19 protein-coding genes are annotated in these 15,777 nt (G+C 48.9%); 15 read left to right on the top strand and 4 right to left on the bottom strand.

The features are described from left to right. Window positions 1–5 precede the first annotated feature (5 nt). Window positions 6–1,124: a cation diffusion facilitator family transporter gene (locus tag ACJMNB_RS00855; protein ID WP_405337945.1), complete on the top strand. Its 1,119-nt coding sequence runs from the start codon at window positions 6–8 to the stop codon at window positions 1,122–1,124. On the opposite strand, the gene ACJMNB_RS00860 is transcribed toward ACJMNB_RS00855, so the two are convergent. The 3 genes from ACJMNB_RS00860 to ACJMNB_RS00870 all read right to left on the bottom strand — a co-directional run bounded on the left by ACJMNB_RS00860 (window position 1,125) and on the right by ACJMNB_RS00870 (window position 6,706). Beyond that, window positions 1,125–2,597: a hypothetical protein gene (locus ACJMNB_RS00860; RefSeq protein WP_405337948.1), complete on the bottom strand. Its 1,473-nt coding sequence runs from the start codon at window positions 2,595–2,597 to the stop codon at window positions 1,125–1,127. It lies immediately after the preceding gene. 281 nt (window positions 2,598–2,878) lie between these two features. After that, window positions 2,879–4,885, bottom strand: a complete 2,007-nt coding sequence (locus tag ACJMNB_RS00865; protein ID WP_405337951.1) for a carbohydrate-binding domain-containing protein — start codon at window positions 4,883–4,885, stop codon at window positions 2,879–2,881. A gap of 204 nt (window positions 4,886–5,089) precedes the next feature. Further along, the gene (locus tag ACJMNB_RS00870; RefSeq protein ID WP_405337954.1) at window positions 5,090–6,706 is read right to left on the bottom strand and encodes a DUF4832 domain-containing protein; all 1,617 of its coding nucleotides are present in this window, start codon (window positions 6,704–6,706) and stop codon (window positions 5,090–5,092) included. A 111-nt stretch (window positions 6,707–6,817) separates the two neighbouring features. Here ACJMNB_RS00870 and ACJMNB_RS00875 point away from each other — a divergent pair, with 111 nt between their 5' ends. From ACJMNB_RS00875 to ACJMNB_RS00940, 14 genes are all read left to right on the top strand, one after another. Then, window positions 6,818–7,351, top strand: coding sequence for a flavodoxin domain-containing protein (locus ACJMNB_RS00875; RefSeq protein ID WP_405337957.1), 534 nt, complete (start codon window positions 6,818–6,820; stop codon window positions 7,349–7,351). Window positions 7,352–7,442: 91 nt separating this feature from the next. Then, entirely contained in the window at window positions 7,443–8,027 is a 585-nt protein-coding gene (locus ACJMNB_RS00880) for a TetR/AcrR family transcriptional regulator (RefSeq protein ID WP_405337960.1), read from the top strand. Next, window positions 8,024–8,704, top strand: coding sequence for a dihydrofolate reductase family protein (locus tag ACJMNB_RS00885; protein ID WP_405337963.1), 681 nt, complete (start codon window positions 8,024–8,026; stop codon window positions 8,702–8,704). The genes ACJMNB_RS00880 and ACJMNB_RS00885 overlap by 4 nt, the downstream gene beginning before the upstream one ends. Beyond that, the gene (locus tag ACJMNB_RS00890) at window positions 8,704–9,240 is read left to right on the top strand and encodes a GNAT family N-acetyltransferase (protein ID WP_405337966.1); all 537 of its coding nucleotides are present in this window, start codon (window positions 8,704–8,706) and stop codon (window positions 9,238–9,240) included. The genes ACJMNB_RS00885 and ACJMNB_RS00890 overlap by 1 nt, the downstream gene beginning before the upstream one ends. A 61-nt stretch (window positions 9,241–9,301) precedes the next feature. Next, complete coding sequence (locus ACJMNB_RS00895) at window positions 9,302–10,129, top strand: MerR family transcriptional regulator (RefSeq protein ID WP_405337969.1); 828 nt, start codon at window positions 9,302–9,304, stop codon at window positions 10,127–10,129. A gap of 54 nt (window positions 10,130–10,183) precedes the next feature. Beyond that, window positions 10,184–10,807, top strand: coding sequence for a CatA-like O-acetyltransferase, family 2 (locus tag ACJMNB_RS00900; RefSeq protein ID WP_405337972.1), 624 nt, complete (start codon window positions 10,184–10,186; stop codon window positions 10,805–10,807). A gap of 6 nt (window positions 10,808–10,813) precedes the next feature. Beyond that, window positions 10,814–11,221, top strand: coding sequence for a hypothetical protein (locus ACJMNB_RS00905; RefSeq protein ID WP_405337975.1), 408 nt, complete (start codon window positions 10,814–10,816; stop codon window positions 11,219–11,221). Window positions 11,222–11,280: 59 nt separating this feature from the next. Further along, window positions 11,281–11,646, top strand: a complete 366-nt coding sequence (locus tag ACJMNB_RS00910) for an ACT domain-containing protein (RefSeq protein WP_405337978.1) — start codon at window positions 11,281–11,283, stop codon at window positions 11,644–11,646. 92 nt (window positions 11,647–11,738) lie between these two features. Next, entirely contained in the window at window positions 11,739–11,885 is a 147-nt protein-coding gene (locus ACJMNB_RS00915) for a hypothetical protein (protein WP_405337981.1), read from the top strand. 330 nt (window positions 11,886–12,215) lie between these two features. Next, window positions 12,216–12,608 (top strand): VOC family protein, encoded by a 393-nt coding sequence (locus ACJMNB_RS00920; protein WP_405337984.1) that lies wholly within the window; start codon window positions 12,216–12,218, stop codon window positions 12,606–12,608. Window positions 12,609–12,610: 2 nt separating this feature from the next. Next, the gene (locus ACJMNB_RS00925; RefSeq protein ID WP_405337987.1) at window positions 12,611–13,243 is read left to right on the top strand and encodes a GyrI-like domain-containing protein; all 633 of its coding nucleotides are present in this window, start codon (window positions 12,611–12,613) and stop codon (window positions 13,241–13,243) included. A 10-nt stretch (window positions 13,244–13,253) separates the two neighbouring features. Continuing rightward, window positions 13,254–13,841 (top strand): zinc ribbon domain-containing protein, encoded by a 588-nt coding sequence (locus ACJMNB_RS00930; protein WP_405337990.1) that lies wholly within the window; start codon window positions 13,254–13,256, stop codon window positions 13,839–13,841. A 41-nt stretch (window positions 13,842–13,882) separates the two neighbouring features. Then, window positions 13,883–14,362 (top strand): methyltransferase family protein, encoded by a 480-nt coding sequence (locus ACJMNB_RS00935; protein ID WP_405337993.1) that lies wholly within the window; start codon window positions 13,883–13,885, stop codon window positions 14,360–14,362. Between the two features lie 11 nt (window positions 14,363–14,373). Next, on the top strand, window positions 14,374–14,841 hold the full coding sequence (locus ACJMNB_RS00940) for a GNAT family N-acetyltransferase (RefSeq protein ID WP_405337996.1): 468 nt from the start codon (window positions 14,374–14,376) through the stop codon (window positions 14,839–14,841). Window positions 14,842–14,951: 110 nt separating this feature from the next. Here the strand turns inward: ACJMNB_RS00940 and rhuM are convergent, their stop codons facing one another. Beyond that, a complete protein-coding gene (gene rhuM, locus ACJMNB_RS00945) occupies window positions 14,952–15,428 on the bottom strand; it encodes a RhuM family protein (protein ID WP_405337999.1) in 477 nt (158 codons plus the stop codon). Between the last annotated feature and the right edge of the window lie 349 nt (window positions 15,429–15,777).

A 15,777-nucleotide genomic window follows, 5' to 3' on the forward strand; every position in this document is an offset into this window, starting at 1 on the left:
TTTATATGGTTGATAACGAAATTGAAAATCGTAGCAAAGTCATCGTGCGCACGAGTATCGTGGGCATTGTGACGAACGTGGTGCTTTCGGCGTTCAAGGCTGCGGTGGGCTTTATCACTGGTTCCATCGCTGTGACGCTTGATGCAGTGAACAACCTTTCCGATGCTCTGTCCTCGGTGATTACCATCGTAGGGGCGAAGCTTTCGAATAAGCGCCCGAACAAGAAGCATCCGCTGGGCTATGGCCGTATTGAATACCTGAGCGCCATGACGGTGGCGGCCATCGTGCTATACGCGGGCGGAACTTCTGCAGTGGAATCTGTCAAGAAGATTATCCACCCCGAAGATGCCGACTATTCGACAGTCTCTCTTATCATCATCGCTACTGCAGTGGTGGTGAAGATTGTGCTTGGCAAGTATGTGAAGCGCCAGGGCGAACGCGTGAATTCCGGTGCGCTAGTGGCCTCCGGTGCAGACGCATTGTTTGATGCCATCCTTTCGGCATCGGTGCTTGCCTCTGCCATCGTATTCGTGACTACGGGCGTTTCGCTGGAAGCTTATGTGGGCGTTTTGATTTCCATATTCATCATCAAGTCGGGTATTGAAATGCTCAAGGATACGTTGGATGACATCTTGGGCAAGCGTGCCGACGGAGATCTGGTCAAGCGCATCAAGGCTGTCCTCGTGTCCGAGGAACCCGTGCGTGGCGCTTACGACTTGATTCTGAACGATTACGGCCCGAGCAAGTTTATTGGTTCCGTTCACCTGGAATTGCCCGATACCATGACCGTCGAAGAATTGGACAATCTGACCCGCAAGCTAGAGGCCAAAGTCTATAAAGAAACGGGAGTTCTCCTCACGGGCGTGAGCGTGTATTCCTACAATACCAAGCACGATGAAGCTTCCGAAATTCGCAGCAAGGTTCTTTCGATTGTCAAGGCCCACCCGTGGGCATTGCAGCTCCACGGTTTTTATGTGGATCTGCAGGAAAAAGCGATGCGTTTTGACGTGGTCATGAGTTTTGAAATTGTTGCCGAAGAAGGTGCTTCCATTCTTACTAAAGAAGTCAGCGAAGCCTTCCCGGGCTACGATGTGCACATTGCTCCCGATGTAGACCTCGGCTAATTACTCTTTCAATAACAATTTCTTGTTTTCAAGAATCCCATCGTTGTCAAAGCGCACGGTGGGATTCTTTTTGCTTTTGAAGGCTTCTTCGCTTTCGTAGAGGGAAAGTGCGATGCGGACTCCCGGCTGAGTCGCGATGTGGGGTTCCCCGGAAGGCGATACATGCATAAAGGCGAAGTCCTTTGATGTGTTGTCCTTGAAAGTCCCCTTCGGTATTTTGAAGGAATTCCATTGTTTGAGAGCGCTTCCCGTGCTGTCCACAAATTCTGCCACCAAGTACAAGTCAAAGAAGCAGGGGGCTACGCCGGTGTTCTTGACAGTGATGGTCAAAGTGCTCATCGCATCTTTGTCGCTTGCGACCGTCTCCAGTTCCGCGCGCTCGACGGTAAAGTTGTAGCCGATCACTTTGGTCATGGAATCTGCGAGGACCTTGTTGTCTTTGTAGAAGTTGTAACCGCAATCGTCGAAATCCTGATCCAGCACATAGTAAGTCAAGTGCGCTGTCGTAATCGCATCCACCCAGCGTTCCGGAGTCCATTTGAGGTAACCACCGGGAATCACGTCGGTGTAATTTAGCATGATGGCGTAACCTCCGCAGTTCTCAGCGACTGTCGGCAAGTTTGCCTCGTAGGCCCGCACCAGCGAATCCGCGGTTCCGGGAATTCCGATAAGGCAATCGTCGCGCTTGGTAATGCCGAGGCTCAGCGCGTACGTGTAAACATCGCCGTAGCCGTCAGAGGGGAGAACCAGTAAACTCTTCTTGAAAACAGAGGCGTAATGCTTCAGCATGTCCTTTTGAATTTCTACGGAAGGCATCTTGCTGCCGTCCAGATTCGAGACATGCCATTCGCCCCATTCGCCGAAGGAGCGCACGTCAATATATTCGATGCGTGGGTCTCCATCGTACTTTGCTGCAAGCGCCGTGGCGAATTCCTTTGTATAATACAAGTAAACGGAATCGTCCCAAACGGGAACGGCCGCGTTTGCGTTGTTTTCCTTGTACCTAGCGGTAATCTTTTTCGCGCCCGCTTCATAGACGAATTTTGGAGTCCAGTCGTAGTTTTCTTCGGGCGTGTTATTGTCCCTGATAAAAGACGGCGAATACGGGAAAACGCGCAAGGCGTAACCCATGTTATGTTCCGAAAGTGCATCCAGCAATTCTTCCAGTTCACTCCAGTCGTAAACACCTTTTGCCGGATTCAACTTGTTCCACTGCTGGTAACCGGATCCATAAGTCACCAAGTCCCAAGCCTTGTTATTCAAGGAACCGTGGGGACCGTATTCAAAGCCGGGATCAAAAGTCCATGCGGCTTCGGTGGGGACGGTGAAACCCTTATGCGGGTTTGTTAGCGGACCGTTAAAGCGCTTCAGGGTATAGGTGGTTTTCGTGGTGTCCGGTGCTGCCGCAGAACTTGTGTCTGCGCTGCTCGAAGAGTTCGCGGCAATCCAAGATGAACTACTCGAATTTGTCATTCCGGCCCCTGAGCCGGAATCCCCTGTTTCTTTGCTTGAAGAAAAATTGTTTGATGAAAGTTTTTGCGAAGAACTGCTTAACAGAACCTCTTCCGACGAACTGGACGTTAACTCCGCCGAAGTACTACTCCCGTCATCACCGCAAGCGGACAATCCGAATGCAACTGCCAATACACCTAAAAAAGCGTAACTTTTCATTCTTCCCTCTTATATTCTTTTTGAATATAGATGAATTTTCTCTGAAAAGCTACGCTCTTGTCAGATATTTTGAATAAATAGCCCTACTTGTACATGTAGCTTACGCCATTGGGGAACTTGAGTTCCGTCATGCCGTTGGTTTGCACCTGGGCGACTGACGTCACGGAACCGCCGTAAATAATGGCGTTGCCCTGGTACGTGGGCTTGAAGGCCGCATTGCTTGTGCCGTAGTAGCTGGTGTTGTTGTAAGTGACGGTTGCGCACTTGGGAAGGTCTGTGGAGTAGTTGCCGAATGCAAGCAGCACGCCGCCCGTAATTTCAAAACCGGTATCCGTATCGATCAAGCCGCCGGCCATGTTTTCGGAGCAGCCGCCACCGCCACCCATGCCGCCGCCCCAGCCGCCGCCACCGCCCCACATGCCACCGCCGCCCATGCCGTTCTCGTAGCTTTCGCCCGTGATTTCGAGAATCAGCACGCCGCCGGTCATCTTTGCAGAGCCGTTAGCATCCAGCACGTCGATCATGCTGCCCTTGGCACTAATGTAGTGGTAGCCGCCGCTAATGACGGCGTGACCGCTAGATTCGCTGAACATGGAATAGCCACCAGCGTTTTCCTTGGGGCCGCCTGCAGCGTTCCAGCCGTCGTTGGTTGCGAACACAGAGGTTATGCCGCCTTCGGCAAAAATCCTGTAAGCTTCAAGACCTTCGTTGGCAGTGACCACGTTGATGGTAGAACCCTTCAGATACAAGGCGGAATCCGCGTGAATGCCGTCGTCTTTGGAACTGACGGTTACGTTGCCGCCGTTCATGTAGACCTGCCAATGGGTATGCAAGGCGTCGTCATCGGAATTGACTTCGAGGGTACTGCCGTCCACGTAGATGAATTTTTCGGCTGCAAGGCCCTTGCCGGTAGCGGTCACCTTGATCTTGGCTTCTTCGGTAGAGTCGTTCAAAAGAATATAGTTCGCGGCGTCGATGCCATCGTCCTGGGCCTTGATAGTAATGTTACCACCCGTGATTTTCACGATGCCCTTGGTGGCTACGGTGTCCTTGAAGGAACCATCATTGTTCTCGACGCATTCGTCGCTTTCAAGGCCGTCGCCCTGCTTGGCGGTCACATTCAGAATGCCGCCCGAAATATGCAGGCTGCCCTTACCCTTGATGGCGTTTTCTGCGGCCACCACGGTGATGTTGCCGTTCTTGATTTTAAGGTCGTTGCTGGACTGAATGCCGTTCTTGAAATTTCCGTTGACAGTCAGGGTGCCGGCGCCTTTGATGTTCAAGTCGTCCTTGGCATAGATGGCGGCCTTTGCGGTATCCTGCTTGCCGTTGACTGTTGTGAACAAATGGTTGCCGTTGCCATCTTCCACCACGTTGGTGGTGCCCTTGACTAAGTGAATGACAGTCTTGTCGGCATTCTTCACGAGAATCGGGGCGTTCTGGCTCTTTAAAGTCGCGTTGTAGAGGTAGATGCCGGTGTTGCCTTCGTTTTCGGTACCCGGAGTGTTCACCACCACCTGGAAGTCAGAAGCTTCGCCAGTCACATAGTAGGCGCCCGGGCAAGTGATGGTGGCGCTCTTGTCGGCAATGTTGACACAGCCGTTGTTGTTTTCGACCGTAGCTGAAGTCCCTGCCAGCTTCAAGAGAATCTGCGAGCCGTCCAGGGTTCTGGAATCTTCGTTGTCGTTCTCGTCGTCACCAGGAGTCTGGCCGCCCGGCGTAGAGCCGCCTACGCTGCTGGAACTAAGGACAGGAGCGCCTTCGCCCGGAAGCAAAGTGCTAGAACTGGAAACGTCGCCCGGCAAGTTACCGCCCGGATTAGTTCCTTCGGGAACGTCGCCACCCGGAATTGTTTCGCCAGGAACATTACCGCCGGGATTATTTTCGCCCGGAATAGTTCCGTCAGGGATGTTGCTACCTGGATTGTCGTTACCCGGGGTGTCGTAACCGGGAACATCGTTGCAGGAACTTGGATCGCTGTAAGGGAGATCCCCGTTATTGGGATCCGTAATGTTGTTTTTATCGTCTGAACAAGCAACAAACCCCAAAATTGCAGAAATCGCAATTGCGGGCAACTTCATCGACTTCATAAATCACTCCTTTTGGGTATAATATAGTCCTATCCTAACAAATACCCACTTTTCTTTATAAAAAGCCGTTGATTGTAAAAACAACACCTGAAAAGCGGATTGTTTGCAAAATGGGCGATTTTAACCAAAATTGCACAATTTGTGGTTTTTCGCAATCCGATGGGAGCGGTGTAATCAGTGCATGTTTTATAAAATTTTACGAAGCTACTTCAAAAGAAGTTTCTTGTTTTCTTGGATTCCGTCGTTGTCAAAGCGCACTGTGGGATTTTTTCCGCTTTTGAAGGTGTCTTCACTTTCGTAGAGTGAAAGGGCGATTCTTGCGCCTGATGCTGCCGCAAATGGAGTTGCGCCGCTAAACGAAAAGTCTTGCGAAGAATTGTCCTTGAATGTTGCCTTGGGTATGTGAATCGTCTTGCCCAACTGCGCGATGGCAGCTCCTGTGCTGTCGACGAATTCTGCCACCAGATAGATGTCAAAGAAGCACGGTGCTACGCCGGTGTTCTTGATGGTAATGTTCAAATTGCTCGTGAAGTCTGCATCGCTTGCGATGGTCGTAAGTTCCGCTTGCGTCACCGTGAAATTGTAGCCGATGACCTTGCTCATGGAATCGGCGAGCGTTTTGTTGTCTTTGTAGAAGTTATAACCGCAATCGCTATCTTGGTCCAGCACGTAGTAAGTCAGGTGCGCCGTGGTAATCGCGTCCACCCAACGCTGCGGAGTCCATTTGAGGTAACCGCCGGGAATCACGTCAGTGTAATTAAGCATGGTGGTATATCCGGCGATGTTCTCGGCGATGGTTGGCAAGTTGGCCTTGTAGGCGCGCACCAACGAATCCGGCCTGCCGGGGGTGCCGATAAAACCGTCGTCGCGCTTGGCAATGCCGAGTTCGAGCGCATGCGTATAGACGTCTCCCGCGCCGCTTGAAGGCAACACCAGCAACGTCTTCTTGAAAACGGAGGCGTAGTAATCCAGCATGTCCATCTTTATCGAATCGGAGGGCATCTCGCTGCCATCTAGATGAGATGCGTGCCACTCGCCCCATTCGCCAAAGGGACGTATGTCGATGTATTCGATTCGCGGATCGCCATCGTATTTCTGCGCCAGGGCCTTCGCAAAATCCTTTGCCGCCTGTAAATAGATCGGGTCGTCCCAAACGGGAACGGAGGCACGGTAGCCTTTCCCCTGCAAGGTGGCCGTGATTTTCTTTGCACCCATTTCATAGACGAAGGGCGGTGTCCAGTCGTATTCTTCTTCGGGTGTGTCGTCGCTCTTGATATATGAAGGCGAATACGGGAGAACGCGCAAGGCGTAGCCCATGTTGTGTTCTGCTAATGCCTCTAGCAATTTGTCGAGTTCCGTCCAGTCGTAAACACCCTTTGCGGGGTTCAGCTTGCTCCACCTCTGGTGACCGGAGCCGTAGGTGACAAGATCCCATGCCTTGTTGTTCAATGAACCGTAAGGTCCGTATTCAAATTCAGGAACGAAAACCCACGCTCCGCCGGTGGGGACCGTGAAACCCTTGTGCGGGTTAGCCAGCGGTCCATCGAAACGTTTGAGAGAGTATGTGATTTTGGTGGTGTCCGGTGTAGTTGCGGAACTTGTGCCTGCACTGCTCGCCGCAGAAAAGTCTGACGATGAACTGTTATGATCTTCACTGCTTGACGAATGATTGTCAGATGAAAGCGTTTGCGAAGAACTGCTTGACAGAACCTCTTCCGACGAACTAGATGTTACCTCCGCCGAAACGCTGCTCCCGTCATCGCCGCAAGCAACAATTCCAAATGCCACCGCCAATACACCTAACAAGCCAAAATATTTCATTTTCCCTTCTCTCTTTATACTGAATATAATCGAATTTTATCAGAAAAGCGGTAAAGGGCCCCTCTAAATTCTATTATTAAAGCGTAAATCGGCTTGAATACAAGGAAATTTATGGCTAAAAACTCTATCATCATTTACGGGAGCCGCTATGGCTCGACAAAGCGCTACGCGGAACGCCTCGCTCAAATGACGGGGCTTCAAGCTGTTTTCTTTAAGGATGTGAAGTGTGTCGCCGATTATGACCGCATTATTTATTTGGGAGCCCTCTGCGCAGGTGGTGTTATGGGCCTCAAGAAAACCGTTAGCTCGCTGACTCCTAATCAAGAGCTGATTGTCGCGACTGTCGGTCTCGCTGACCCGACCGATGCCGAAAATGTCAATCACATCAGGGGCGGCCTCAAAAAGCAGGTTCCCGCATCGCATTACGACGAAAGCAAAATCTTTCACCTTCGCGGCGCCATCGATTACACCAAACTCGGCCTGAAACACCGAATCATGATGAAACTCCTGTATTCGAAGGTTCTGAAAATCCCAGAAGCGGAGCGCAATGCCGAAGTCCGCGCCCTAATCGCCACCTACAGCAAGCAAGTCGACTTTGTGAATTTCGATGCCCTGGAACCGATTGTGAAAACTCTTTCTCCTTGAACCCCTTGTCAGGCTAATGAATATTAGCTAAATTTGTGCGCTGTGAGGCTAACGTTTGTTAGCTAAAAATTTTGAAGCTCGGAGCGCCCAGATGTCCACAAAAGAAAAAATCCTCGAAACAGCCCTAACCCTGTTTGCCGAGAACGGGTACAATGGCACCAGCATGGAGCAAATCGCGCAGAATGTCGGCATCAAGGCGCCGTCGCTTTACAAGCACTTCAAGGGCAAAGAGGATATCTTGAATTCGCTGATCGATACGGCGGAAGCCCGTTACGAAGAAAACTTCGGCTCCGACAAGAATATTGACAAGATTCCCGATAGCATCGACGAGTTCATTCATGAAACGGTCGAAAAAATCCGCTTTACCATGAGCGACCCCTTGATCCGAAAAATGCGCATTTTTCTAGTGCAGGAGCAGTTCCGCAACGAGCGCCTCGCCGAAATCACGACGCGCCATCAAATCGAAGGCATTCAAAAAATGTACCAAGCGATTATCGAAGGTATGATGCAAAAGGGCATTCTCGCCAAAGGCGACTCTGCATTGCTCGCGCTAGAAATTACGGCACCCGTCGTAATATTGCTTTCGAAAGTCGACCGGCAACCAAATAGTAAAAAAGAATCCTTAAAGATTATCCGAAAGCACCTAGAACATTTTTTTGAGACTTATAAGAAATGAATCGTCCGATTACCACTTTGTTCATGTTGATGTCCGTTGACGGAAAAATCAGCACAGGTTCTACGGACGCATTGGACGTAGACCAGGATTTTCCGCATATTGATGGCGTCAAGGAAGGACTGCACCAGTATTACGAAATCGAGCAGACAACTGACTTGTGGTCATTCAACACGGGCCGTGTCCAGCAAAAGATGGGCTGCAACCAAAAAGAAATGCCTGCCAAGTCGCCGGTATCGTTCGTCCTTTTGGACAACACGCACCTGACCGAACATGGCGTCCGCTATTTTTGCGCGAGGTCCAAGGCTTTTGTTTTAATCACCTCAAATCCGAAGCATCCCGCGTTTTCAGTTCACGAAGAAAACTTGCACATTATCTACCAAAAAGAATTGAACTTGCAGGGCGCCCTTGCAAGCCTGAAAGCGGATTATGGTTGCGAGCGGCTGACGGTGCAATCCGGCGGAACAATCAACGGACTCTTTTTGCGGGAAAAGTTATTTGACTTTATCGACATTGTAGTGGCACCGATTTTGATTGGCGGGAAAGAGACCGTAACTTTGATTGACGGAGATTCGCTACAATCCGTAGAAGAACTTCACAAGCTCTGTGCATTGAAACTGATGGACTGCACAGCTTTACAAAACTCATATTTGAGATTGCGTTATCAGGTTATTAAATGATGGAAACGAATAGAATTTTACTGCGTCGTTGGAACGAAAGCGATGCCGAGGCGCTGTTCAAATACGCGAGTGACCCTGAAGTGGGGCCGCGTGCAGGTTGGCCTCCGCACAAAAGCATCGCTGAAAGTTTGCAAATCATCCGCATGGTTTTCAGCGGCGAAGGGATGTGGGCCATCATCTGGAAAGAGACTAATGAACCCATCGGTTGCGTTGGCTATTTGCCATCAACCGCATCAAACTTGAAAATTGCGGAAACCGAATGCGAAGTAGGCTACTGGATTGCCCGCCCGTATTGGGGTATGGGGATTTGCACCGAAGCGATGAAGTTGGTGGTAGACTACTGCATCCGCGTGAAAAGCTTTACCGCTCTGTGGGGAGACTACTTTCTCGACAATCCGTCATCAGGCCGTGTGATGGAAAAATGCGGGTTCGTCGACACCGGCGAAGAAACTTTATGCGCAAGCCTTGCGGTAGGTTCCGACCGCCCTGTAAGAGTTATGAAACTGGAGGCAAATTTTTTCAAGAAAACCCCTTGACTCGTCCCTTAGGGCAGACCTTATATTTTAAGCAGATTCGAATCTAAACCAAAATCGTACGATGACAAACTACAAAACCAAACTTAAAATCGGAGAGTTCTCGCAGTTGATGCAAGTTACCGTAAAGACTTTGCGTCACTACGAACAGAAAGGTCTGCTATTGCCTCACGATGTGGACAACTTGACGGGGTACCGCTATTACAGTATCGATCAGATGCAGAAGCTGCAAAATATCCGTGAATTGCAAAGGCTCGGATTCTCGTTGGATGAAGTGAAGGAACTGTACGAAGACAATTCGCACACGCCAAACATCCACCAGATGGAAGAGAAAATCAAGGAAACGGAAGCGCAACTGAAACTTTTGATTGCCCGCCGCGACCAACTGCTCAACTGGAAGAATTCTCTAAAGGAAATGAATACCATGGAAAAATTCAGTGTCCAGTCTTTGCCAGAAATCATCGTGGCAAGTCATCGAGAAATCATCCCCAACTACGAAGCACTTGGCCCTCTGTGCTACGAGAAAATCGGCCCTGAAATGCAGCGACTCAACTGCAAGTGCCCCAAACCCGGCTATTGCTTTACCATCGAGCACAACAAGGAATACACTCCGACAGATGTCGATATCGAATATTGCGAACAAGTCCTGGATATGGGAACCGATAGCGATATCATCCAGTTTAAGCGTATTCCGGCAGTGCCCAAGGCGCTCTGCATGAAGCATGTCGGCCCGTACGAACGATTCTACGAGTCGTTCATCGAAGCCTTCCGCTACATCGAAGAAAAGGGGTACAAAATCGCTGGCAACCCCCGCACCAGTTACATCGACGGAGCCTGGAACCAAGAAGACCCTGAAAAATGGCTCTCGGTCATCCAGATTCCAATAGAATAAACTTTATCCATAGTCTGCCCCGTTTTGGGGCGGACTTAATCTATTAAATTCATCATGGCAAAAGAAATCGATCCGAAAAGCACTACTAGAGCAATGGCATTCGAACTTTGGATGCAAGCTCCGAACCCGATGGTGACATTTTTCAAAACGTTGAACGTCACTAGACTTGTAAAGGTGAGCAAGAAGCGCGGCTTGAAGTTTAACATGCTTATGGATTACTGCATCGGCAAAGCCGCCACAAGCGTTAAGGAATTTTACATGCTCCCGGTAAACGGCAAGCTCATGCAATACGATTCAATTGCGGTGAATACAATCGTGAAAAACGACGAAGGCGAAGTCAGCTCTTGCGACATCCCGTATTCCGAAAATTTGGCGACGTTCAATCGTGACTACCTCAAGTACACAAAAATCGTGGCGGAAAGTTGTGGGGATTGGGACCTGTCCGAGAACAGCATGGTCATCGGCACATCGGCTATCATCGATACAGAAATCGACGGAGCTGTCGGCATGAATTCCGGCATTTTCAACAATCCGTTTATGATTTGGGGTCGTTACAGGAAGCGTCTTTTCCGCTATGAATTGCCGGTTTCGTTCCAGTTTCACCACACGCAAATGGACGGGGCACACGCCGGAAAATTCCTCGCGAATTTGCAAAAGGCTATCAATGAACTGCGATAAAAAAACATGAAAAGATTACGATTCGGAGCGGCGCTCCACTTCCTTATTGCTATTGGTCATGTATGCTGCCTGTTCGCTTTAGACGAGGCATTCGAAGCCTATGGAATTAAAGATATCATGCATCAGATGGTATCAGGCCACATTTGGATATTGTATGCCCTGACCATCGGTCTTGCCTTTGCATTCTGCGTGGCTGGACTTTACGCACTCTCGGCTACCGGCGACATCCGGCGCTTGCCCTTGACACGTATGGCAATCATCACCATTGTTGTGCTCTACAGCCTTCGCGCTCTGGTTGGTGGTTTTAGCTGTATCAATGATTTTACTTGGTTGCGATGTTTCTCGTCCCTCATTCCCGCTGTTATTGCATGGTGCTACTGGCCTGGAGTTAATTTGGGGAGGCGAATATCCTAAAACTTTTGTATTTAGTATAGTCAACGACGAAAGTAAAACTCTAACAAACGATTGAATTTATGGTAATAAAGAAATTGGATCACAAACTAACAGTCTGTAAAGTAGCGGACGTTGGTGATGTCGATACGGGTAAGGATTTTTATTTCATTGGCAAGACCGACGAAGAGATATCCCTCGTATGCAAAACAGATGATGTACCCCAAAATACTATTGAACGAGATGATGGATGGCGAGGATTCCGTATTCAGGGTGTACTTGATTTTTCTTTTATCGGCATTCTTTCAAAGCTATCAGCTATTCTCGCAGAAAATAACATTGGTATTTTTGCAGTATCCACATTCAATACGGATTATATCCTTGTGAAAGCCGAAAATTTCGAGAAAGCGCTGAAAGTCTTGTCTGATGCGGGATATGACGTGGTGTGATAAAGCCTCAAAAAGCAGGTTCCTGCATCGCATTACGACGAAAGTAAAATGGCGCCATCGATTACACCAAACTCGGTTTGAAACACAGAATCATGATGAAGCTTTTGTATTCGAAGGTCACGAAAATCCCCGAAGCGGAGCGCAACGCCGAAGTCCGCGCCCTCATCGCCACCTATGGCAAGCAATTGGACTTCGTGAATCTCGATACCCTGGAACCGATTGCTCAAATTTTGAAATAATTTGAATAAGTTCCTTGACAAGAATTTTAAAATGGCTCTGTCAAGCCTTTTTATATAGCTGCGTGGTTATTTCCGAAAAACTGCGGTTCTGCTGCGGTTTTAGCCACGGCTCTGTCAAGTCTGGTCGTACGGCTATTTTTTGGCTGTGGTTATGCTGCGGCGCCGAAACCTAAAAACTACCTAAAAATGGCGTTTTTGAAGTAAAAATGCAGTTTTCTAGGGGCTTACAAATCAAGAAAAGTTTGCTAGCACCTACTTTTTATACGGATTGGCTTGACAGAGCCTTTAAAATAGTGTACATTTGTGTATGTATTATAAGGAGGTTTTGCGATGAAATTAGAGGGCTTTGGAATTTTTGTCGATGATATGGCGACGATGGTCCGCTTTTACAGAGATGTCTTGGGCTTTGAAATCAAGGAAGACGAAAATACGACTAACGTTTTTCTAGAAAAGGACGGCACTTTGTTCTTGCTGTTCCGAAAATCCGATTTTGAAAAAATGACAAGCCAAAAGTTCGCTTATTGCAAAGGCGTCAACGGGCATTTTGAAATTGCATTAGGCGTCGCGAACTATGCCGAAGTCGATAAGGCGTACGCCAAAGTCACTGCTGCAGGTGCAAAAGGCGTCATGCCGCCGACTACGGAGCCGTGGGGGCAGCGTACTTGCTACATCGCCGATCCCGAAGGGAATCTGGTGGAAATCGGCTCGTTCGTCAAGGAGTAACCATGCCGTTTGACTTCAAGAAAGAATACAAAGAATTCTACATGCCCAAGGGCAAACCGGAAATCGTCACTGTACCGGCGATGAATTATATCGCGGTCCGTGGCTGCGGCAACCCGAACGAGGAAGGTGGTGACTACAAGAAGTCTATTGAACTCTTGTACGGAATCGCCTATACCATCAAGATGAGCAAAAAGGGCGATCACAAGATCGATGGCTATTTTGATTATGTGGTTCCTCCGCTAGAGGGCTTCTGGTGGCAAGAGGGAGTTGACGGAATTGATTACAGCCACAAGGAAAACTTCCGATGGATTTCTGTCGTCAGGCTCCCTGATTTTGTGACTCGAAGTGATTTCGAGTGGGCAACCGAAGAAGCGACCCGCAAAAAGAAAATGGACTTTTCAAAAGTCGAATTTCTAGAAATCGAAGAAGGACTTTGTGTGCAGTGCATGCATTCCGGCTCGTACGATGACGAATCCGCGACAATCGCTGCAATGGACAAGTTTATCGCCGACAACGGTTACGAAAATGACATCTCGGACACGAGGCGTCATCACGAGATTTATCTCTCCGACGCGCGCAAAGTCGCCCCGGAAAAGTTGAAAACAGTCATCCGCCACCCGATAAAGAAGAAATAAAGGGGAACTTATGGAAATGAAATTCTGTCAAAGCTGCGGCATGCCGCTCACTAACGAAATTCTCGGTACGAATGCCGACGGTAGCAAGAACGAGGAATATTGCATCTACTGCTACAAAGACGGCGCGTTCACGGGCGACTTCACCATGGAAGAGATGGTGGAATTCTGCTCGCAGTTCGTGGACGAATTCAACAAGAATACTGGCAAGAGCCTTACCCGTGATGAATACAAGGTGGAACTCCGCAAGTATTTCCCGTCCCTCAAGCGCTGGCGCCTTCCGGCTGATCAATTGCCGCACGCCACTTCGCCCATGAAGCAGAAATTTATTGAAGAAGTCAATGCCCTCGGCATCAAGGATATGCCCCGCATCGACAATCTCTTCGTATTGCAGGGCTCGTTCATCAATCAGGAATACCACATCAATGGCAACTCCGTCAAGCTCCTTGACGATAACGCCAGCTACTGGGGAAACCAGGTCGAAAAGATTGGCTCCGAAGGCCGCTGTTTCGGAATCGCCTGCGACGAACACTACATTCTCGTAAGCGAATACGGCAAGAACGGCACCGACGCCGAAATCGTCGTCTTCAAGAAACGGTAACGTATAAGATTTATTATCTTATACGTGAAAGGAGGAAATTTATGAAGCGTATAAGAGATTTCTTTGGTTACCTTCTGGGCGGCATTTTATTTGTGGCCCTGATTCCGTCTATCATGTGGCTCGCATCCGGCATGCCGGAATTATGCCCCGTCGGGGTAGCTCGTGGCATTGGCGCTGCGGTGCTGATGCTCTGCGGCCTCGTGCTCAGCGTTTATACCATCGTCTACATGCGAAATCGCGGTAAGGGCAATCCGATGGACGCCTTCGGTCACGAGGTTGCCCCGCGTACGCAACATTTGATGGTCGAAGGTCCGTACAAGATTAACCGCAATCCTATGCTGACCGGAACGCTTGTGTACCTTGCAGGCGCTGCCGTATGGCTGTGGCACTGGCAAGCTGCCGTCGTGCTCGTGGCTTTCTTTGTCATCATGATGGTGCAGGTGTTCAGCGAAGAACGCCGCCTCCGCCGCGACTTCGGCGAAGAATACGAAGAGTATTGCAAACATTCGAGACGATTCTAGAAATAGTTATAATGAAAATCGAAATTGCAACAGTAGACGATGTCCCGGAAATTTTAAACCTTCAGTACAAGGCGTTTCGCCCTGTTGCTGAAAGCCTGAATTGGCTTGATGCACCAACCTTGACCGAAACTGTGGAACATGCGCTCGCAGAATTTCCGAAGTATACGACGCTCAAGATGCTTGCGGATGATGGAAAAATCATCGGCTCAGTCCGCGGTCGCGTTGATGACGGCTCGCTTTTTATTGGCCGACTGATGGTTCTGCCGGAATTCCAGAAAAACGGCTACGGTCGCATTCTGTTGCATGAAATTCAATCCTTCTTGCCGCATAACCGCGCGTGGCTCGATACTAGTGGCGATGTTCCGCAGACCGTTTCGTTCTACGAGCGCGAAGGTTTCCGCACATTCGAAACCAAGTATTTTGAAAACGGAGTCTCGTGGATTTCGATGGAAAAGGTCCTGGGAACGGGTATTGCATAAATAATCCCCAGAAACACCTGAATCTGCATAAAAACTTTGAATTATTATGCAGATTTTGTGGCTTTTCTGCATAAAGATGATCGTTTTTTATGCAGAAAACAACTTACGACTCAATGTTTGTAGGTTGTTGGGTCGATGAAGTTCTCCATGACTTTTTGCACATCGTTCGAAAGCTGTTCTATCTTCTGATTTTGTGCCGAATGGACTGTATTGACGAAGAAATCTGCTCGCTGCTCAACCGCTGTTAACCGGGTGTTGACATTTTCAAGTTGCGTTTGTTGGGCCTGGGGAACGAGCATTCGCTGATTTACTGCATAGCCCTTGAGCATGTAATCCTTCAGAATGTTCAAAGCCCATTGGCGAAAACGAGTTCCTTGAATCGATTTTATGCGATATCCAACGGAAATGATGACATCGAGATTGTAATTTTTTACAGCGTGGACCTGCGTTTTTCCGCTAATAGCGCCATGCGAAGTGGTTGTCAAATATTCTTTGACAACCACTCTAGGGTCCAATTCGCCTTCCTTGAAAATTTTTGCGACGTGGTGGCTGATATTCTGTTTAGTGGCATGGAAAAGTTCCGCCATCTGCGCCTGCGTAAGTCAGACGGTCTCATTTTCTACCCGGACTGCTATGTGGAATTCTGCGCCTTCCGGCTGATAAACAACAATTTCATCCTTGTTGGCCGCCGGTACTACATCTTTTTTCTTCATCGTCAACTCCTCTGGCATACAAGCGGAAAAACGCCAAAGCTGAGAGTCGTGACTGATGCAAACTTGTTTGCAATCAGGCATGACCGAAGCGCAGTGTTTTCTGGAAAAAACGCCAAAGACTATACACTTGCGCACTAAATATAGGGATAAGTAGAACTTTTTTGTTGTTAATGGAATGTTGACAAGAACCGTGCTTTTAAGAGCCGTTGAATCCTGTCGAATC

This window comes from Fibrobacter sp. (assembly GCF_045131395.1).
In the GTDB taxonomy this organism is placed as follows: Bacteria; Fibrobacterota; Fibrobacteria; order Fibrobacterales; family Fibrobacteraceae; genus Fibrobacter.

What these genes read in the sequence shown, in the direction of transcription:
- ACJMNB_RS00855 (WP_405337945.1), top strand. Translation starts at nt 6, where the DNA reads ATGGTTGATAACGAAATTGAAAATCGTAGCAAAGTCATCGTGCGCACG.
- ACJMNB_RS00860 (WP_405337948.1), bottom strand. Translation starts at nt 2,597, where the DNA reads ATGACAAATTCGAGTAGTTCATCTTGGATTGCCGCGAACTCTTCGAGC.
- ACJMNB_RS00865 (WP_405337951.1), bottom strand. Translation starts at nt 4,885, where the DNA reads ATGAAGTCGATGAAGTTGCCCGCAATTGCGATTTCTGCAATTTTGGGG.
- ACJMNB_RS00870 (WP_405337954.1), bottom strand. Translation starts at nt 6,706, where the DNA reads ATGAAATATTTTGGCTTGTTAGGTGTATTGGCGGTGGCATTTGGAATT.
- ACJMNB_RS00875 (WP_405337957.1), top strand. Translation starts at nt 6,818, where the DNA reads ATGGCTAAAAACTCTATCATCATTTACGGGAGCCGCTATGGCTCGACA.
- ACJMNB_RS00880 (WP_405337960.1), top strand. Translation starts at nt 7,443, where the DNA reads ATGTCCACAAAAGAAAAAATCCTCGAAACAGCCCTAACCCTGTTTGCC.
- ACJMNB_RS00885 (WP_405337963.1), top strand. Translation starts at nt 8,024, where the DNA reads ATGAATCGTCCGATTACCACTTTGTTCATGTTGATGTCCGTTGACGGA.
- ACJMNB_RS00890 (WP_405337966.1), top strand. Translation starts at nt 8,704, where the DNA reads ATGGAAACGAATAGAATTTTACTGCGTCGTTGGAACGAAAGCGATGCC.
- ACJMNB_RS00895 (WP_405337969.1), top strand. Translation starts at nt 9,302, where the DNA reads ATGACAAACTACAAAACCAAACTTAAAATCGGAGAGTTCTCGCAGTTG.
- ACJMNB_RS00900 (WP_405337972.1), top strand. Translation starts at nt 10,184, where the DNA reads ATGGCAAAAGAAATCGATCCGAAAAGCACTACTAGAGCAATGGCATTC.
- ACJMNB_RS00905 (WP_405337975.1), top strand. Translation starts at nt 10,814, where the DNA reads ATGAAAAGATTACGATTCGGAGCGGCGCTCCACTTCCTTATTGCTATT.
- ACJMNB_RS00910 (WP_405337978.1), top strand. Translation starts at nt 11,281, where the DNA reads ATGGTAATAAAGAAATTGGATCACAAACTAACAGTCTGTAAAGTAGCG.
- ACJMNB_RS00915 (WP_405337981.1), top strand. Translation starts at nt 11,739, where the DNA reads ATGATGAAGCTTTTGTATTCGAAGGTCACGAAAATCCCCGAAGCGGAG.
- ACJMNB_RS00920 (WP_405337984.1), top strand. Translation starts at nt 12,216, where the DNA reads ATGAAATTAGAGGGCTTTGGAATTTTTGTCGATGATATGGCGACGATG.
- ACJMNB_RS00925 (WP_405337987.1), top strand. Translation starts at nt 12,611, where the DNA reads ATGCCGTTTGACTTCAAGAAAGAATACAAAGAATTCTACATGCCCAAG.
- ACJMNB_RS00930 (WP_405337990.1), top strand. Translation starts at nt 13,254, where the DNA reads ATGGAAATGAAATTCTGTCAAAGCTGCGGCATGCCGCTCACTAACGAA.
- ACJMNB_RS00935 (WP_405337993.1), top strand. Translation starts at nt 13,883, where the DNA reads ATGAAGCGTATAAGAGATTTCTTTGGTTACCTTCTGGGCGGCATTTTA.
- ACJMNB_RS00940 (WP_405337996.1), top strand. Translation starts at nt 14,374, where the DNA reads ATGAAAATCGAAATTGCAACAGTAGACGATGTCCCGGAAATTTTAAAC.
- rhuM (WP_405337999.1), bottom strand. Translation starts at nt 15,428, where the DNA reads ATGGCGGAACTTTTCCATGCCACTAAACAGAATATCAGCCACCACGTC.